This is a genomic window from Peribacillus simplex, assembly GCF_001542915.1.
In the GTDB taxonomy this organism is placed as follows: Bacteria; Bacillota; Bacilli; order Bacillales; family DSM-1321; genus Peribacillus; species Peribacillus simplex_B.
The window spans coordinates 796982-813395 of sequence record NZ_LNNH01000012.1; the positions used below are offsets into that span (position 1 = coordinate 796982).

13 protein-coding genes are annotated in these 16414 nt (G+C 40.3%); 6 read left to right on the top strand and 7 right to left on the bottom strand.

Features of this window, described 5'->3' with window-relative positions; all coding sequences use genetic code 11:
* Positions 1-125: 125 nt before the first annotated feature.
* The gene (locus AS888_RS08945; protein ID WP_311316473.1) at positions 126-1436 is read right to left on the bottom strand and encodes a helix-turn-helix domain-containing protein; all 1311 of its coding nucleotides are present in this window, start codon (positions 1434-1436) and stop codon (positions 126-128) included.
* Positions 1437-1863: 427 nt separating this feature from the next.
* Between AS888_RS08945 and AS888_RS08950 the strand changes: the two genes are divergently transcribed.
* The 4 genes from AS888_RS08950 to AS888_RS08965 all read left to right on the top strand — a co-directional run bounded on the left by AS888_RS08950 (position 1864) and on the right by AS888_RS08965 (position 6816).
* Complete coding sequence (locus AS888_RS08950) at positions 1864-3408, top strand: AbgT family transporter (protein WP_061141780.1); 1545 nt, start codon at positions 1864-1866, stop codon at positions 3406-3408.
* 119 nt (positions 3409-3527) lie between these two features.
* On the top strand, positions 3528-4787 hold the full coding sequence (locus AS888_RS08955; protein WP_061141781.1) for an amidohydrolase: 1260 nt from the start codon (positions 3528-3530) through the stop codon (positions 4785-4787).
* A 48-nt stretch (positions 4788-4835) separates the two neighbouring features.
* The gene (locus AS888_RS08960) at positions 4836-6242 is read left to right on the top strand and encodes a M20 family metallopeptidase (RefSeq protein ID WP_061141782.1); all 1407 of its coding nucleotides are present in this window, start codon (positions 4836-4838) and stop codon (positions 6240-6242) included.
* A 256-nt stretch (positions 6243-6498) separates the two neighbouring features.
* Complete coding sequence (locus tag AS888_RS08965) at positions 6499-6816, top strand: hypothetical protein (protein ID WP_061141783.1); 318 nt, start codon at positions 6499-6501, stop codon at positions 6814-6816.
* A gap of 217 nt (positions 6817-7033) precedes the next feature.
* Here the strand turns inward: AS888_RS08965 and AS888_RS08970 are convergent, their stop codons facing one another.
* The 5 genes from AS888_RS08970 to AS888_RS08995 all read right to left on the bottom strand — a co-directional run bounded on the left by AS888_RS08970 (position 7034) and on the right by AS888_RS08995 (position 12291).
* On the bottom strand, positions 7034-8104 hold the full coding sequence (locus tag AS888_RS08970; protein ID WP_061141784.1) for a sensor histidine kinase: 1071 nt from the start codon (positions 8102-8104) through the stop codon (positions 7034-7036).
* Positions 8101-8787: a response regulator transcription factor gene (locus AS888_RS08975; RefSeq protein ID WP_061141785.1), complete on the bottom strand. Its 687-nt coding sequence runs from the start codon at positions 8785-8787 to the stop codon at positions 8101-8103. The genes AS888_RS08970 and AS888_RS08975 overlap by 4 nt, the downstream gene beginning before the upstream one ends.
* On the bottom strand, positions 8762-9367 hold the full coding sequence (locus AS888_RS08980; RefSeq protein WP_061141786.1) for a class I SAM-dependent methyltransferase: 606 nt from the start codon (positions 9365-9367) through the stop codon (positions 8762-8764). Before AS888_RS08980 ends, AS888_RS08975 begins: the two co-directional genes overlap by 26 nt.
* Positions 9368-9740: 373 nt before the next feature.
* Positions 9741-10616, bottom strand: coding sequence for a R2-like ligand-binding oxidase (locus tag AS888_RS08985; protein WP_061141787.1), 876 nt, complete (start codon positions 10614-10616; stop codon positions 9741-9743).
* 1072 nt (positions 10617-11688) lie between these two features.
* Positions 11689-12291: a TetR/AcrR family transcriptional regulator gene (locus AS888_RS08995; RefSeq protein WP_061141789.1), complete on the bottom strand. Its 603-nt coding sequence runs from the start codon at positions 12289-12291 to the stop codon at positions 11689-11691.
* A 284-nt stretch (positions 12292-12575) separates the two neighbouring features.
* Here AS888_RS08995 and AS888_RS09000 point away from each other — a divergent pair, with 284 nt between their 5' ends.
* Together AS888_RS09000 and AS888_RS09005 are read left to right on the top strand one after the other, a co-directional pair.
* Positions 12576-13403 (top strand): 3-hydroxyacyl-CoA dehydrogenase NAD-binding domain-containing protein, encoded by an 828-nt coding sequence (locus AS888_RS09000; protein WP_260320163.1) that lies wholly within the window; start codon positions 12576-12578, stop codon positions 13401-13403.
* A gap of 182 nt (positions 13404-13585) precedes the next feature.
* Positions 13586-15097: a CoA transferase gene (locus AS888_RS09005; protein ID WP_081092355.1), complete on the top strand. Its 1512-nt coding sequence runs from the start codon at positions 13586-13588 to the stop codon at positions 15095-15097.
* 278 nt (positions 15098-15375) lie between these two features.
* Here the strand turns inward: AS888_RS09005 and AS888_RS09010 are convergent, their stop codons facing one another.
* Positions 15376-15900 (bottom strand): GNAT family N-acetyltransferase, encoded by a 525-nt coding sequence (locus AS888_RS09010; RefSeq protein ID WP_061141790.1) that lies wholly within the window; start codon positions 15898-15900, stop codon positions 15376-15378.
* Positions 15901-16414 lie beyond the last annotated feature (514 nt).

The window sequence follows — 16414 nt, forward strand, 5'->3', positions numbered from 1 at the left end:
TTAAAACCGAGGATAGTCCTAAAACGATAATGGAGGAATGTTCAACACTTCGTTTTATGGACAGGAGCATTCTTGACACTTTTTTTATACATCTATTTTTGTAAGACTATCCGAACGACGAGATGTCACTTCTTTAACATATAAATTTTACGAGGTCTTCCCCGTGGCGATTGAAGCTCTTCTCCTTTGTACTCGACTAAGCCGCTTTCGTTTAAACCACTCATTATCCTTTGGGCATTTCGGACGGTCATGGATAGATGTAAAGCTAAGTCTGAGGAAGTGAACCCCTCCCAGTTCATCCGATCGATCAATGCTTCTATCTTTTTATACGTTTTTACGCTAATGTTGGCCTGATTTAATTTATCCAGCAGTTCTTTATCATCAGAACGGAAGGTATAGGTCAATTGCTCATCTTGACCAGCGGATTCGATGATTACACCATCTTCCTGGATGACGACGATGCCGGAACTTTCTTGTTTTTTCGAATGCCGGATCGCCTTCCTGGCATTGATTTCCGCCGATGCCGCCGTCTCGCCAAAACCTATTCCAACTGCAACAGAGGCATCCATCTCAAGCGACAAATGCTGCACAGTGCTATGCAAGCTGCCGATTTCCCGTTCAATCGCCTTGCGTGAACTAAATATTTGATAACGGCCGTTTCCATTTTCGATGAGGGAGCCATCTAGTTTTTCGCAAAATGAAAGTAATGTTTGTTTGATTTTCAGCTCTAAATGCTGCAGATGATATCGAATGTTCACCTCATCTACAAACTGATCAAACTGATCGATTTCAATGATCTCTACACCTATCTGACTATCCTTGAAATATGTACTTTTTGCCTTTTCTATTAATATCTTGACCGCTTGCCGAATTTCCATTTTAGTCATATTTATTTTATAGACCGGAACATTTTCCCGCTTCAAAGCCTCATAGACGGATTGCAGTACGGTAAGGACACCTTGTACGTCCCCTTTCCTCCACAAATCAAGGTGAAATTCAACAATGTCTTGGAAATTATATTGTTCATCAAATGTTTTCACATGAATGTTTTCGGTCGAGATCCCTAACTCTTGCAGGGACTCTTGTAAAAAAAAGTCTTCCAATCGAATCATATCAATCGATATCTTATCGAAGAAATGTTTTTGATCCCTGGACATTTGCAAAAAACATCTATATAAACTGGAGCCAACGGGAGGACAATACGTAAAATTCGCCTCTGAATCTAACATTTCCTTTGCGATCCTATAAGGGACAGGTCCAGAGAAAAACCAACCATTTACTGCACTTTGATGATTTTTTATAATGTCCGTTACTTCTCGTGCATCCTCATAGGGAAAATCAATGAAATCAATTTCGTGCTCAAACTCTTCAGTAACATCCCGAACTTTCTTTAAAGATGACAGTGGACCTACAACACCAATCTTATACAATTTCATTTCCCCCCTCGATCTTGCTATTTGATTTATTATATCAAAATAACCAATTAACCCCAACAGGAGAATAAATATGAAGGTAATACCGATAACCACGTAACAAGGTCGTTTCGTGCGCTTAACGACCTATTTATAGTGGTTTTTCTTCTCTAAATCGCGATAATGATGCATTCTCACCCTTTTTGCTTGGCTCGGAAAGTCCATTCGAACAGAAAAAAAGTATTTTTTTCTGAAAATTTGATTGAAATAGAATATTCTTGATTATATAATACATTTAACGAAAATAGCGCTAAACATTCGTTAAATAGATTTGCATGAGGTACAAATTGATGATTGACCATTTTAAGCAATGAGAGCTTATCATCGGTTTAGGGAATGTTGATAAAAGCATCCAGACTACAAACGAAAGAAGGTTTAGGAGGAGAATGTAATGGAACAAAAAGTACTGAAAGATTCAAATCAGCCACAAAAACACAATACGGGTGGATTTTTCAATCAAGTAGAGAGAATAGGAAACAAAATTCCCCACCCCTTTATTTTATTCATTTATATGATAGCTTTTTTATTTGTCGTGACCGCCCTATTATCCATTTTTAATGTTTCTGCAACTGACCCGATCAGCGGAGACAAAGTCGAAGTTCAAAACCTGTTAAGCCGAGAAGGCATTCAATGGATCCTGCCGAACATGATTAAGAATTTTTCCGGCTTTTTACCATTAGGTTCGATTTTAGCGCTTATGCTTGGAGTCGGATTGGCAGAAAAAGTCGGGCTGTTGGAAGTATTGATCCGAAAAATGTCATTAAAGGTCTCAGGAAAATATGCTAGTTATTTAGTTGTCTTCGTTGCCTTTTTTAGTCATGTTTCTTCCGATGCTGCGCTTGTCATCATGCCTCCACTCGGAGCGTTGATTTTCCTTGCAGTCGGACGCCACCCAGTTGCTGGGTTGCTCGCCGCGATTGCCGGGGTCGGCTCAGGTTTCACGGCCAATCTATTAATCGTCACCACGGATGTCCTGCTATCAGGAATCAGCTCCGAAGTGGCTAAAGGTATGAATGCGAATTTGACTGTCAACGTTACCGATAACTGGTTCTTCATGGGGACTTCCGTTCTCTTGCTTACCGTTGTCATTGCCTTGATTACTGATAAATTTGTCGAGCCGCGCCTCGGAAAATATGAAGGCGCCGGTCAACAAAAAAAACTGGAGCCATTAACGAAGCTACAAAACAAAGCACTTCTGGCTACAGGCATTTCAGCATTGGTTTTCATTGCTGTCATGGTCGCTCTCGTCGTACCTGAAGGGGCATTGTTACGAAATCCAGAAACTGGAGCGATTCTTCCCTCTCCATTCATGTCGGGAATTGTCGCAATCATCTTACTTTTCTTTTTCACAGTCTCCATTACCTATGGTATTAAAGTGGGAGCGATAAAAAAACAAAATGACATTCCCGAATTATTGGTCGATCCGATCAAGGGAATGGCCGGGTTCATCATCATGGTTTTTCCACTTTCCCAATTTGTCGCTTGTTTTAACTGGAGTAATATGGGTAAATTTTTGGCATTATCCATCACAGATCTTTTAGAACAACTGAACATAGAAGGTGCGCCAGTCCTTATTGGGCTGATGTTCTTATCGGGGCTCCTATCCATGTTCATTGCCAGCGGTTCGGCGATATGGTCGATATTGGCTCCGGTTTTCGTACCGATGTTCATGGTATTGGGCTATCATCCTTCCTTCGCCCAGATGCTGTTCAGGGTAGCGGATTCATCCGTTCTCCCATTGGCACCTGTATCACCATTCGTCCCACTATTCTTAAGTTTCTTACAAGAGTATAGAAAAGATGCCAAACTGGGCACTTATTATTCTCTTATCTTACCTTATCCGATCATCATCTTTATCATTTGGACGTTATTGGTAGTCGTTTGGTATTTCCTCGGCCTCCCGATCGGTCCTGGAGTATATCCGAAATTACCCTGATCATTACCTATCACACTTGCTTCGAATGGCCCCCCCCCAAAAGGGCGGGCTGTTCAGGCTAGAGATCAAAAACCTGCCATATAGGAATTAGACAAAAAAAGAATGAGGAGTGAAACGAAATGGATATCATCGCTTTAAGACGTGACTTTCATCGACATCCGGAGGTTGGCTTTACAGAATTCCGTACTGCGTCAAAGGTGGTAGAGATACTGACTTCCTTGAGCTATGACGTGATATTTGGAAAGGATGCTTTGGATGGGGATTCCCGCCGTGGGGTGCCCAGTGCAAAAATAGTACAAGAAGCATTCGATCGTGCCCTGCAAGATGGTGCAAATCCGGAAATCCTCCAAGAAATGGAGGGTGGATATACTGCCGTTATCGGTCTATTAAAAGGAAAAACGGATGGACCCACAGTAGCTTTCCGGTTTGATATGGATGCATTACCCGTAACCGAAAGTAAGAACCCTGACCACTACCCGCATGCAAATGGTTTTCGATCCGAATATGAAGGAAACATGCATGCCTGTGCACACGATGGCCATACGGTAATCGGCTTGGGACTTGCTGAAAAACTAGCGGACCGAAACTTTGCCGGGACGGTTAAGCTAATTTTCCAACCAGCTGAAGAAGGGGTACGCGGTGCTTATTCGATTGTACAAAAAGGAATGCTGGATGATGTCGATTATTTATATTGCCTCCACCTTGGCACCGATGTCCCTCTAGGGGAATTTCATGGGGGTTCTTCCGGCTTTTTGGCAAGCACGAAAATGGCGGCACATTTTCATGGGGTATCTTCTCATGCAGGCGCTTCACCTGAAAAAGGAAAAAATGCATTATTGGGAGCAGCCACTGCATTATTGAACATTCATGCCATACCTAGGTTCAGTTCAGGATCGACCCGCATAAACGTTGGTGTTCTAACTGGCGGGACTGCCGCAAACATCATCCCGGCACACGCAAAAATGATCATCGAAACCCGCTCCATAACCGAAGAAACAAATGATGAAATGGAAAAACGCGTGCGAAATATCGTGGCTCACAGCGCTGGAATGCATGAGCTTGATCATGAAATTGAAATTATCGGACAAGCCATCACGATTCGCTGTGATCAAGAACTTGTCGATCTGGCCATGGAAGAAGCCAGACATGTAGATGGATTTTCAACCATTAAAGCATGCAGGGAATCCGGATCTGCCGGAAGCGAGGATGCAAGCTTCATGATCCGCAGAGTACAGGATAATGGCGGCAAAGGCACCTATATGATTATTGGGACCGATATACCCGCTCCTCATCACCACCCTGAATTTGATATCCAAGAAGAGGTTTTACCTCGGAGCGTAGAGCTTTTGAGCCTTATCGCAAGACGACTTTTAAAATAATGAGGCCCTATATATCATCCAATATATTCAGAAAGGAATGTTTACATAATGAAACATGTAACCAGACTATCCGAAATCATCGAACAAAAAAAGGAAACATTCATTGAAGTTAGTGACTGTATATGGAATTTTGCCGAAACCCGTTTTGAAGAATATCAATCTGCTGAATTACTATGCACCACGTTAGAAAACGAAGGTTTTTCCGTTGAGAGAGGTGTCGGAAACATAGAAACAGCATTTATAGGCAGCTTCGGTAACGGTAAACCTGTTGTGGCAATCATGGGAGAGTTCGATGCACTGTCAGGGATGAGCCAACAAAAAGCGACAGCTAAACAAGAGCCGATCGTACAAGGGGAAAATGGTCATGGATGTGGCCACAATTTACTTGGTACCGGATCATTAGCTGCTGCTGTCGCTGTGAAGGAATATATGGTAGAACATTCGATACAAGGAACGGTCCGTTATTATGGCTGCCCAGGAGAAGAAGGCGGATCCGGAAAAACCTTCATGGTCAGAGAAGGTTTATTCGATGAAGTCGATTTTGCCTTTTGTTGGCATCCTTTAGATGTTAATGGCATCATGACCATGGACTCCCTTTCAAATTTCCAAGTGTACTTCAAGTTTAAAGGCAAAAGCTCGCATGCGGCAGCCTCCCCCCATTTGGGACGAAGTGCATTAGATGCCGTAGAGCTTATGAATGTTGGCGTGAACTATTTAAGAGAGCATATTATCCAGGAAGCCAGAGTTCATTATGCGATAACGAATTCTGGTGGAGCATCGCCAAATGTGGTCCAGCAAGATGCGGAGGTGCTTTATTTAGTACGAGCCCCGGAGGTTGCGCAAGTACAGGATATCTACTTAAGAGTTTGTAATATTGCCAGAGGAGCTGCCCTTATGACAGGGACCGAAGTGGAAATCGTATTTGATAAAGCCTGCTCGAATGTTATTCAAAACAATGTATTGGAGTCCGTCATGTATAAGAATTTCGAGGAATTAGGCATACCGCAGCACGATGACAGGGAAAAGAAGCTGGCCGGAGAAGTTCGTGCCACTTTAACCGAGCAGGAAAGGAATAGTACCGTCATCCCATTTCATACTGGCGAGGTTGGGGCGATGGCCAATTGGTTGGAACCTATCGAAAGCCTCCAAGCGCCATTGACAGGTTCTTCGGATGTAGGAGATGTTAGCTGGATCGTACCTACCGCACAATGCACAACGGCTTGTTTTGTTCTAGGTTCCCCTTTGCATAGTTGGCAGTGGGTTACCCTCGGATCAACCTCCATCGCCCATAAAGGCATGCTTCATGCAGGCAAGGTCATTGCTGCAACTGCAGTGGAAGTTCTCCAAAATCCTGAATTGATCGATCAAGCAAAGGCCGAGTTAAAAGAACGATTGCAGGGAAAGGCTTATGTCTCCCCCATCCCGCATGATGTAAGGCCATCGGTTAAAAGATGATGAACGGATGGTCGTTCAAGGAAAAATAGCTGCGAGTATATCCCTTTCGCAGGAAATCATCGAGAAAGTCGATTCCTGAATGTCAGGAGTCGACTTTTTCATGATTCACTTTTATCGATCTATTGGCGCAATATCGTTTTGTCTGCACATCCAGATATGTCCCTGGTGATTTTCTCAGGGGCATTTCACTATTCTTGCCCCAGCCATAACCAAATCTGGTATAATGGACCTGTACAAAAATAAAGGAAGTGTAAAAATGACTAATTCACAAAAAATAAAAGAAGTTCTAGTTCAGCTAAAAGACGACGCTCAAGCAATCGATCCTGTTGCTTCATGGGGAAATGAAAATACCATTGAAAAACACGATATGATTTTAATAGGCGAGAATTTCAATAAAATCGACAGCATAGAATTTTGCCATAGCTTGAAAGATATTCATGATATTGATATCTCATATGCCGAATTACTGAATATCATCCCGGTTGTCTGCGAATCCCTTAATATGAAAAATGAACCCGCGTTTTTTGGTGAAGATACTAGCAACTTAGCTGGTTACTATATTGAACTATTTTAAATCATCCGCTGAATGGGGCTAGATTTTCTGACTTGATTCCCTGCAATTGAACATCCGATATATTCCTGCAGGGTTTTTATGCTTCTCACACGTTTTTCTCTCCCCCTTAAATCGCTCTCCTTTCCAAGAGCACTCTCGTTTACCGCAGCCAAAACATGAGTACAGTGAAGTGTCTCTAAAAGTAATGGCCCCTGAAGCGAAAAAACTTCATGGGCCATCATTTTTGTATTGGAAGTTCAACGATAAAACTAATCCAATTTTGATTATATTCCGCGTGGATCGCCCCCCCATGAAGTTGGACAATCCTTTTCGAAATGGCAAGCCCCAGACCTGTCCCTCCATTACCCGTCCGTTCCTCATCATCAATAAATAAGCGATCAAACAATTTATTTGCATCGTCTATCGGGGGGGCTACAATTTTGTTTGATACTTCCAATACCGCGTTTACCCCATCCGATTTCAAAACTATTTGAAATGGGGATGGCTTCATGCTGTATTTAATGGCATTCATAATGAGATTTTCATACACACGAACCATTTTTTCAACATCTATTAAGGCAGGCAGGACTTCGTCCGTTATCGATTCCCTGATAGTCAATCGTTCATCTTCCAACAATGGGATATACTCCCCAAACATTTGCCTTATTAAACTTGCCAAATCGACAGTCCTAAGGTTTAGTCTTACATCAGGACTTGATAGACGGGTATATTCGAAAAGTTCATTGATTAGATTTTTGAGCCTTTGTGATTTTCCATAAATCGTTTCAACATACTCCTGTAATTGTTCCCTGTTTGCATATTGACCTTTTCTTAACAAATCCAAATAGCCAATGATGGAAGTTAACGGTGTACGCAAATCATGAGAAACATTTGTGATAAGCTCATTCTTTGAACTTTCCAAACGTCTTTCATTTTCAAACTTCCTTTTCAATTCTTCTGACATGGAATTGATATTCATGGCCAGTTGAGCCACCTCATCCCTGCCTTGCACCTCAATGGTTAAACCAAGCTTTCCATTGGCGATTTGTTCGATATTTTCTGTGATTAGCTTTAAATAAACCAATTTTTTTCGCACCAGAAATAATGAACTTACGATGAACGTCAGGATACCCAATGAAATCAGCATCAAATTGTATTTTTTCAAATTGATCTCGGTTGGATCCTTCATGAACATAGGTAAAGTAAAATAACTAATCAGCATCATCATCCCAATTGCAACCAGGAAGCTAATCGCTATCACGAAATAAAGCTTTATGATCAACTTATCATTCAATTTGATATTCCTCATATTTTATAGCCCACCCCCCAAACCGTTTTGATATAAATGGGGTGCTTGGGATCTGCTTCAATCTTGTCTCTAATTTTGGTGATATGAACCATTACCGTATTGTCAGATTTAAAAAAGCCCTCCTTCCAGACAGCTTCATAAATTTTACTGACACTCAATACGATTCCTTTATTGCGAGCTAGCAATTCAAGTATATCGAATTCCTTTGGAGTTAATCTTACCTCCATATCCCCGACCATGGTTTGCCGAGTATCAGTATTAATGGTTAAATCACCAATCTCAATGATATGTTTGTCATGATTGGCATCTGTGTTGTATTTTTTATATCTTCTAAGCTGTGATTTCACTCTTGCTATTAACTCCAATGCGTTAAACGGCTTTGTCAGATAGTCATCAGCACCCATTGCAAGCCCTTGAATTTTATCCATATCTTCTGATTTTGCAGAAAGCATAATTATCGGCATACTCCGCTCTTGCCTGATTTTCATACATACTTCCATGCCATCCATCTTTGGCATCATGATATCTAAAATAATGAGGTCAAATTTGATAGTATCCAATAATTCCAGGGCTTCAAACCCATTCTCTGCCTGCTTGGTTTGAAACCCTTCATTTTCCAAATAAACGGAAATGAGGTTTCTGATTTCTTTTTCATCATCAACAATTAGTATTTGGGACTCCATAATCATCCTCCACATGCCGGTTTGGAATCGTACAGCTAAAAACATATGCTGGCGGCAAATTACGATATTCTCTTTTTATATCTATTTTGTTGAAAAACTTCTCAATGAAAGCCTTTTTACATGTAGTGTATTGGAAGGTGATGAATTGTCCATCCTTTTTTAATATCTTAGTGGTATGTAAAAGAATCTCATTTGAAATTTCTTTCGGCAAACTTGCAAAAGGCAACCCCGAGACCACATAATCGACATAAGGAATATCGAATCTTTTCATATGCTGTTCAATATCCGAAGCAGATCCATATACAATGAATACATTGTTTTCTGCTTTAAATTTTTCTTGTAATACTTGAAAAAACCCCCTATTATTTTCGACTAATAAAATAACGGTCTCGCGATTTCTTTTTGTTAACAATTTTTCTGTGAATACACCTGTTCCCGCTCCATATTCAACAATGTATCTCGCTTTGTTAAAATCAATTCCTTCAATCATTTTATTCCCGAGAAATCCAGAACTAGGAAGGACGGCACCAACCGTTTTTGGATTTATCATGAATTGAAATAAGAACATGGATTGTTTCATATTGTCACCCCATCGGTTTGAATTTATCAATTACTATACAATTCAAACCTGAAGAAAAAGTGGCAGAATTTCTTAAGAATTCTTAAGTTTTGAATACGCTCTATAAAAACAGTTTGTCCTACGATGAAAAGACCATCCTTTTTTAAAAAAAATGGCACAAACCTTTTCAATTGGGTTAATGCCGCGCATTTCATGAAAGTGCTTAGTTATGGACCATACTACTCACTAACTTTCATTCTATATTGATCATTCATTTGATGAAACAAATATGATTGATGTAATCATATGGATGCAGGATGACCATGAACATTCGTTGATCCATTACCTTAAGAAGATATCTAACTAATTAGTTCTTTTAGTTAGATATCGTTACTCATTTTGCTCCTGAAGATCGATAAATCTCTTCAATTGTCTGCCCCTTTGCCCGTGCAAGGATTTCAATTCTTACCATCAGCTGTTTTTCAGAGTATTTCCTGATTTCGGATTTGTATTGGTTTAATTTTTCCCCCTCCCCGATAACGCCCTCGGCATTCAAGGAAATTGAAAGAGGGGCCAATTCTTCGAGCTTCTTAACCACACGATCAAAAAGATGCGGATGCTCACAAATCAAGCGTTGAAGCAAAAAGGTTCCGTAAGAAATATGCCTTGATTCATCTTTTTTCAGGTAATCTATGCCTTCTATTAACCCAGGCATTTTACCAATCGTTTTCAGTCCATCGTAAAATGATTTATAACCAGTTTCAGCCAACACTCCTTCTACGAACATATTGTACACTGTCGCTGCGTCGGCTATTGCCTCGGGGGTTTGTTCATGCCATAGACGCTCCATTGTTTCGGGGAGAATATCATAAAATATCTTACGATAACTATTGGAATGCAAGTGGGACAAATCACCTTTTTCACCGATGGCATTCAGTACAAGCCGAAAGAACTCAGTATGTTTGGCTTCATCGTATAGAAATGTGGTAAGGAACATCTCTTCCTCCAGCCTTCCTTCTCCAGCGATTACCCTAAGCAATGGAAGTAAGTCAAGAGTTACCGCCTCTTCCCCTCCTTGAAATTGGGCAAGGAGTCTTAGCATCCAAGCTTTTTCTTTTACGGATAACGTTTTCCAGTCTTGTTGATCCTGTGAAAAATTAATATGCTGAGGATTCCAAATTCCAAACTTTTTTGCTTTTTGATACAACTGGTATGGAAATGAATCCTCCATTAAACCTTCCGAGCTCGTCGTCAAAAGTTTCTTTCTCACGTATATTCCTCCTTATGATTATGTATCATTTTATGCTAAGGAAAAAATATCCGTTTGGACAGAGGGTTTTATTTGTGAAAGTTTTACTTAGAACTTCAAGTTGAGTTGCCTAGTAATCACCTTTTAAAAGCGGCAATAACCCGGTTGAAGGTAATACCCCTACTGGAACACTAACAACCTACATTCCCCCAATTAAAAATCATCCTCTACAAGCAGAAAAATCGGTAACAAAAAAAGCCTGTTAAAAACAACAGGCCTGGTCCTTCCTTCTCCCAATCAATTTATACTTTTTGATATGTTCCTAGCTTTTTTACACCATCCATTTACACGCAAACATCATCTGACAGTTCAATTGTTTCGAATCACTTCGGTTGATCCTTCAGACCATTCATTTGTACTCGTGACTTTCCTCGCTTTTCTAAAACCATCAGGATACTAAATACTTATATTTGGGGATTATTTACATGAAAATTCAGTCAAAAACATTATCTTTTGGTTTAATTCTTCAAAAATCAAGGTACATATTCTGTTCAACCTATTGAAATGAGGAATTAGTCGTGCATAACAAAGATGAAATCATCACTCATATTTTAAATAGGGATAAAACCTATTTTTCCCATCTCTATTCAAAATTTGAGCATGCCTTACTCAACGTTGCTTTTAGGCTAACTGGATGTGAAGTTAAAAGTGAATCTTTATTATCATGTACATTCAAGCAATTATGGGATACTCCGAGCCATTTTCAAAGCTCCTATGAGAAATCCGTTTTCATTTTTTTAATGAAACAATTACTGCAAGAACATCAGGAAAGCATTTCGTGACATTCCAATCCCTTGTTTCTTTTTTATCATGAGAAACCTTCGTTTTATCTATTAAAAAATCGCTTAACTGGTTTTTCTGTCAGTCTTCAAATTTGATAACCATATACTTATCATCTGTTACTGTAATTGACTTAATTTCTTTTTTAACTGGCAAAGATATTATCAAATACGTTTCCCTTTTAGCTTCCTGTTCCTTTCCCCCTCTTTTGCATACTTAGGTTCGTGTAGTTCTCTCTTAGAAAGGCAGCAACTTACCGATTCAGATTTTGTCCCAACAATTGAATCGGACCTTGCATATTGATTTGAATCATTTTTTCAGCCATGGAAGCCGAAGAGAATGGCATATCATTTTCCAGCCACCAGGAGATAACCCCGATATATGCAGCAGAAATATAACTGACGATCACTTCTTTTGTAACAGGAAGTTCCTCTTCTTTTACATCCGTTTCCAAAATCATATGATCATAGAATTGAAAAATAAAATCTTTTAAATATTGGAGGAAGTTAGGAATCCCTTTTTTGATCAACATGACGTGGAAAAACTTATTCGATCTAGCGATATGTTCAAAAATATGTAAAGCGACATAATGCTGTAATTCATGCGGATCTTTGGTTACACTGTAGAACTTCGATGCATCTCCAAAAAGGTCTTCAAGCATCCTATCTATACTTTTATTCAATAAATCCTCTTTATCTTCATAGTGGCGATAAAAAGTCGCCCGGTTGAGAGTTGCACGTTCAGTAATATCTTTTATCGTTATGCTTTCATAGCTCTTTTCATCCATTAACTCGATTAGAGAATCTCTGAGAAGATTGTCTGTACGGCGTACCCGCGGATCCACTTTTTTCTCCATTTTTCTTTACTCTCCTTTACTAACTTTTCTATTTTTGCAACAATATCCTGTTGAGCTGTTGCTTAAGCGTCATTTCAGCTTTTATTGATTCTTGTTATTGTACATTCTATTACTATAATTATTTATAACAAGTGCTTTTTTTGCAACAAATGGATCAAAAGTATGAACTTCACGTTTAACCATCACAGATCTCACTTTAGCTTCACCTACTGTGTTACATGACTATCTAAGAAATCATGAACGCATGTGAAGAAGTATTTACACTTAAAAAAGGGATGATCAAGATGAATGAAAATAGGAACAGTCCACGGTTATCAGAGGATTTGCAAAAGTTTAGCCCTGTTACCGTCATTGGAGCTGGCGTCATCGGAATTTCCTGGACCGCCTACTTCCTTGCAAAAGGCTTAGAAGTACGGGTGAATGACGTTCGCCCTGATTTAGAAGAAGTTGTGCATGCTGGTATTAAAAAAATCATTCCCTCTTTACAAAAGCTTGGACTTCCAACCGAGGACCTTACTGATCGATTAACGATTGAGGGAAATCTCGAACGTGCACTTGATGGCTCATCCGTTGTCCAAGAAAACGGACCTGAACGTCTAGGCTTCAAGCAGGAATTATATGAAAATATTGAACGGTTTGTCAGTAAAGACACTTTGCTGCTGTCATCCTCTTCCGGTTTAAAGGCCAGTGAGATTGCAGCGAAAATGAAATATCCAGAGCGTATGTTAATTGGCCATCCATTTAATCCACCTCATCTTGTTCCATTGGTGGAGATTGTCCCAGGCAATGAAACAGCTTCCAGCTCTGTTGAAAAAGCTGTTCAGTTTTATGAATCTCTAGGTAAGAACGCTCTTGTTTTAAAAAAAGAGATCGATGGGTTTGTAGCCAATCGTCTGCAATCAGCATTATTCCGTGAGGCTGTTCATTTAGTATTGGAAGGTGTCGTTTCAATGGAGGAACTTGACGAAATCGTCACCAGCTCAATTGGACTCCGCTGGGCAGCAGGCGAACCATTCCTAACCTTCCATTTGGGAGGCGGTGATGGAGGATTCCCTGCATTCCAAAGAACATTTAGGTCCTGGAATGAATGTTCTTTGGAATCATCTCGGTAACCCACATCTAAATGAAGACACCATACAGCATTTATCTGAACAAGCTATGTCATCCTACGGTGCGGTAGAGGAGAATCGGCTTGATGAAAAGCGTGATTCCCGTCAGTTATCTGTACTAGATGCGTTCAATGAAAAACATAAATAACTCTTTATACACAATTTTCAATAAGGAAGGGATTATGATGACTACAAACACGGAAGAAAAAAAGCTTACTGATGCTATCATTAAAGCAAACGAACATAAATTGACAAACCTTGACGATTTCGATATTTACAAAGAACTAACCACCGTTTTGAAGGAAGTCGGATTAACGGTGGAAGACTGCGAAGGAACCGTCACCTTTTACGGACAAGACCCGATAGTTCCTAGTACACTCCGCTTGGCATCAGCAGCTGCTATCGCTTTAGTTGCAAAATCCATCGCCGTTTCTAAAATTTGGAGAATGCGTGGCGGAAAAGGTCAAAACATTCACATGGATTTACGTAAGGCATTACGAAGACTTTCCCCTTTTTACGACAGGCAGTGGGAAAAAATCAATGGGTTAGCACCAGGGAGAGCCAATGACCCCTATAACCCATTTGACTTTACTTTCTATCAAACAAAAGACGGGAAATGGGTGATGCCACTAAATCCTTATCCACGATCCAAGCATGAAGCATTACTATTTTTAAATTGTACGGAAGATCGCCAATCTGTAGCCAGCGCCATCAAACAATGGCATTCGAAGGACTTAGAAAATGCTGCTGCTGAACGTGGAATCGTCATGCCCGTAGTACGGACAATCGAAGAGTTCATGAAAGAATCTACTTACGAAGAAGTAGCGAAGCTACCTCTGATCGAAATTGAAAAAATAGGCGAGAGTGATCCAGAACCACTTTCCGAAGATGCCAAGTCTCCACTAGAAGGCGTCCGTGCCTTAGGACTTGCCCATGTTATCGCTGGTGCAGGTTTTGGAAGAGCGCTTGCGTTACATGGTGCAGATGTTTTAAACATATGGCGTCCAACGGATTGGGAACACGATATTGTATATGCAACATCCAATGTGGGAATGCGTTCTGCTACACTGGATTTAAAAATTGAAGAAGGCAAACATAAAATGAAAGAATTGCTGCAGGATGCGGACATCTTTTTTGCAAACCGCCGCTCTGGATTTATTGAGCAGCAAGAGCTATCTGCAGAGGATTGTGCACAAATTCGCCCAGGCATCATCCATTGCACGGTAAATTTACATGGAACGGAAGGCGAATGGGCAACGCGTAATGGCTTTGACCAAACAGCTGGCTGTGTAACAGGCGTAATGGCTCTTGAAGGTTCTCCGGACAATCCTAAATTACCACCCATTTCAATTGTAAACGACTATGCAATTTCTTGGCTGCTTGAAGTGGGAGCTTTAGTAGCTCTGGAGAGAAGAGCAAAAGAAGGCGGCAGTTATCGTGTCCGTGTCTCTTTAGACCGTGTGTCTTTATGGATTCTCTCCATGGGTATCTTTGACAAACGATTTGTTGAAAAAACAGCCGGATCCTCAGAGGAGCATGAATATATCGCACCAGACTTATTTACTGCTGAAACTCCACTTGGTTTATATCAAGGGGTAACGGACCAGGTGAAAATGTCAGAGACACCTGGTGAATATAACACTGTTCTAGTTCCTCGCGGGTCCAGTCGTCCGGAATGGCAATTTAGTGAAAAATGAAGGAGAAGCTGCGGCAAAGGCCCCTACATGAAAGAGAGGTTTGAAATCCCTCGAGCTAAACGGCTCCGCCTTGTTGAAGGCTATTTCTAAAGGCAAACTCCATACATCGAGTTTGCCTTTAGTCTTTTGCTAGAATAAAATTCTCGAACCAATGGAATGGTTTATCTCTGAATCAGTGTATAGAGTTATTCACGCAGACTCCCGTTTTAATATCTCCCCTTCCATCCTACACGTGTTTCCTTCTTCAACATCATTTTAGTATGATTTTTCGAACGTCTTCACACTAACAAAGAATACAAATTCGCATCAAACGGAACATTATCCTGATACATATAATTTCTCATTACCCCTTCTTTTTCAAAGCCCAGTTTTGTTAATAATTTTTTGGATGCCTGATTTTCAACAAAAACAACTGCACCAATACGCATCAAACCCAGCTCGTTAAAACCATGGGAGATCACTTTCCCAGCAGCCTCGGATGCGTACCCTTGGCCCCAATATTCAGAAAAAAGAGCATAGCTGATTTCAGCTCGTTTATGTTCTTGAGACCACTCTTGAAACCCAATCGTCCCAATGATACCATCCATACCTTTTCTTTCAATTCCCCATTTAATACCACTTTTTTCATCGTAACTTTTCGAAAAGTTCCTGACAATTTGGTTCACCTGATTTAAACTTGTTAATGGCCTTTGCCCGTAATAACGTAATACATCTGCATTAGAAAAGCACTTTAATATATTTGGTGCGTCCTCTTCAATAAGCTCTCGTAAGACTAAACGTTCGGTTTCTAATATAGGAAACATGCTTCCACTCCTTTTGATTGCATTTATGCCCCTCTTTTATTTACATTTAATGGAAAAACCACTCATCTCATTATACAACAAACCAGTCTTATTTAGTTCATTAAGGAAGCAACAACCTTTCCATTATTATCTACAAATACCTTATGTAACCAAAAATGAGCACCCGATTAATGGGTGCTCATCTCAGACTGTAGACAAACTCGATGAAAATCGAGTTTGTCTATTTTTATGGCCTGTACAATTTAGACGTTGATTTCCACTCCAGGCACTCGCTTTCCGCGGGCGGTCGGGGAGCCTCCTCGGCTTTGCCTGCGGGGTCTCCCCTAGACGCGCTTTTCCCGCAGGAGTCTCGAACACCCGCTCCAATCAACTTTGTCTTACCTTTTAGATAGAACACTTTTGACTGGAGTCATATTTGTTTTAAAATTGAAGGATTAAAACTTGAGGTGATGAGGATGCTTTCTAAACATGATTCTATTCAGCGAGATCAACTTGAAATGATTACTTTAGATCA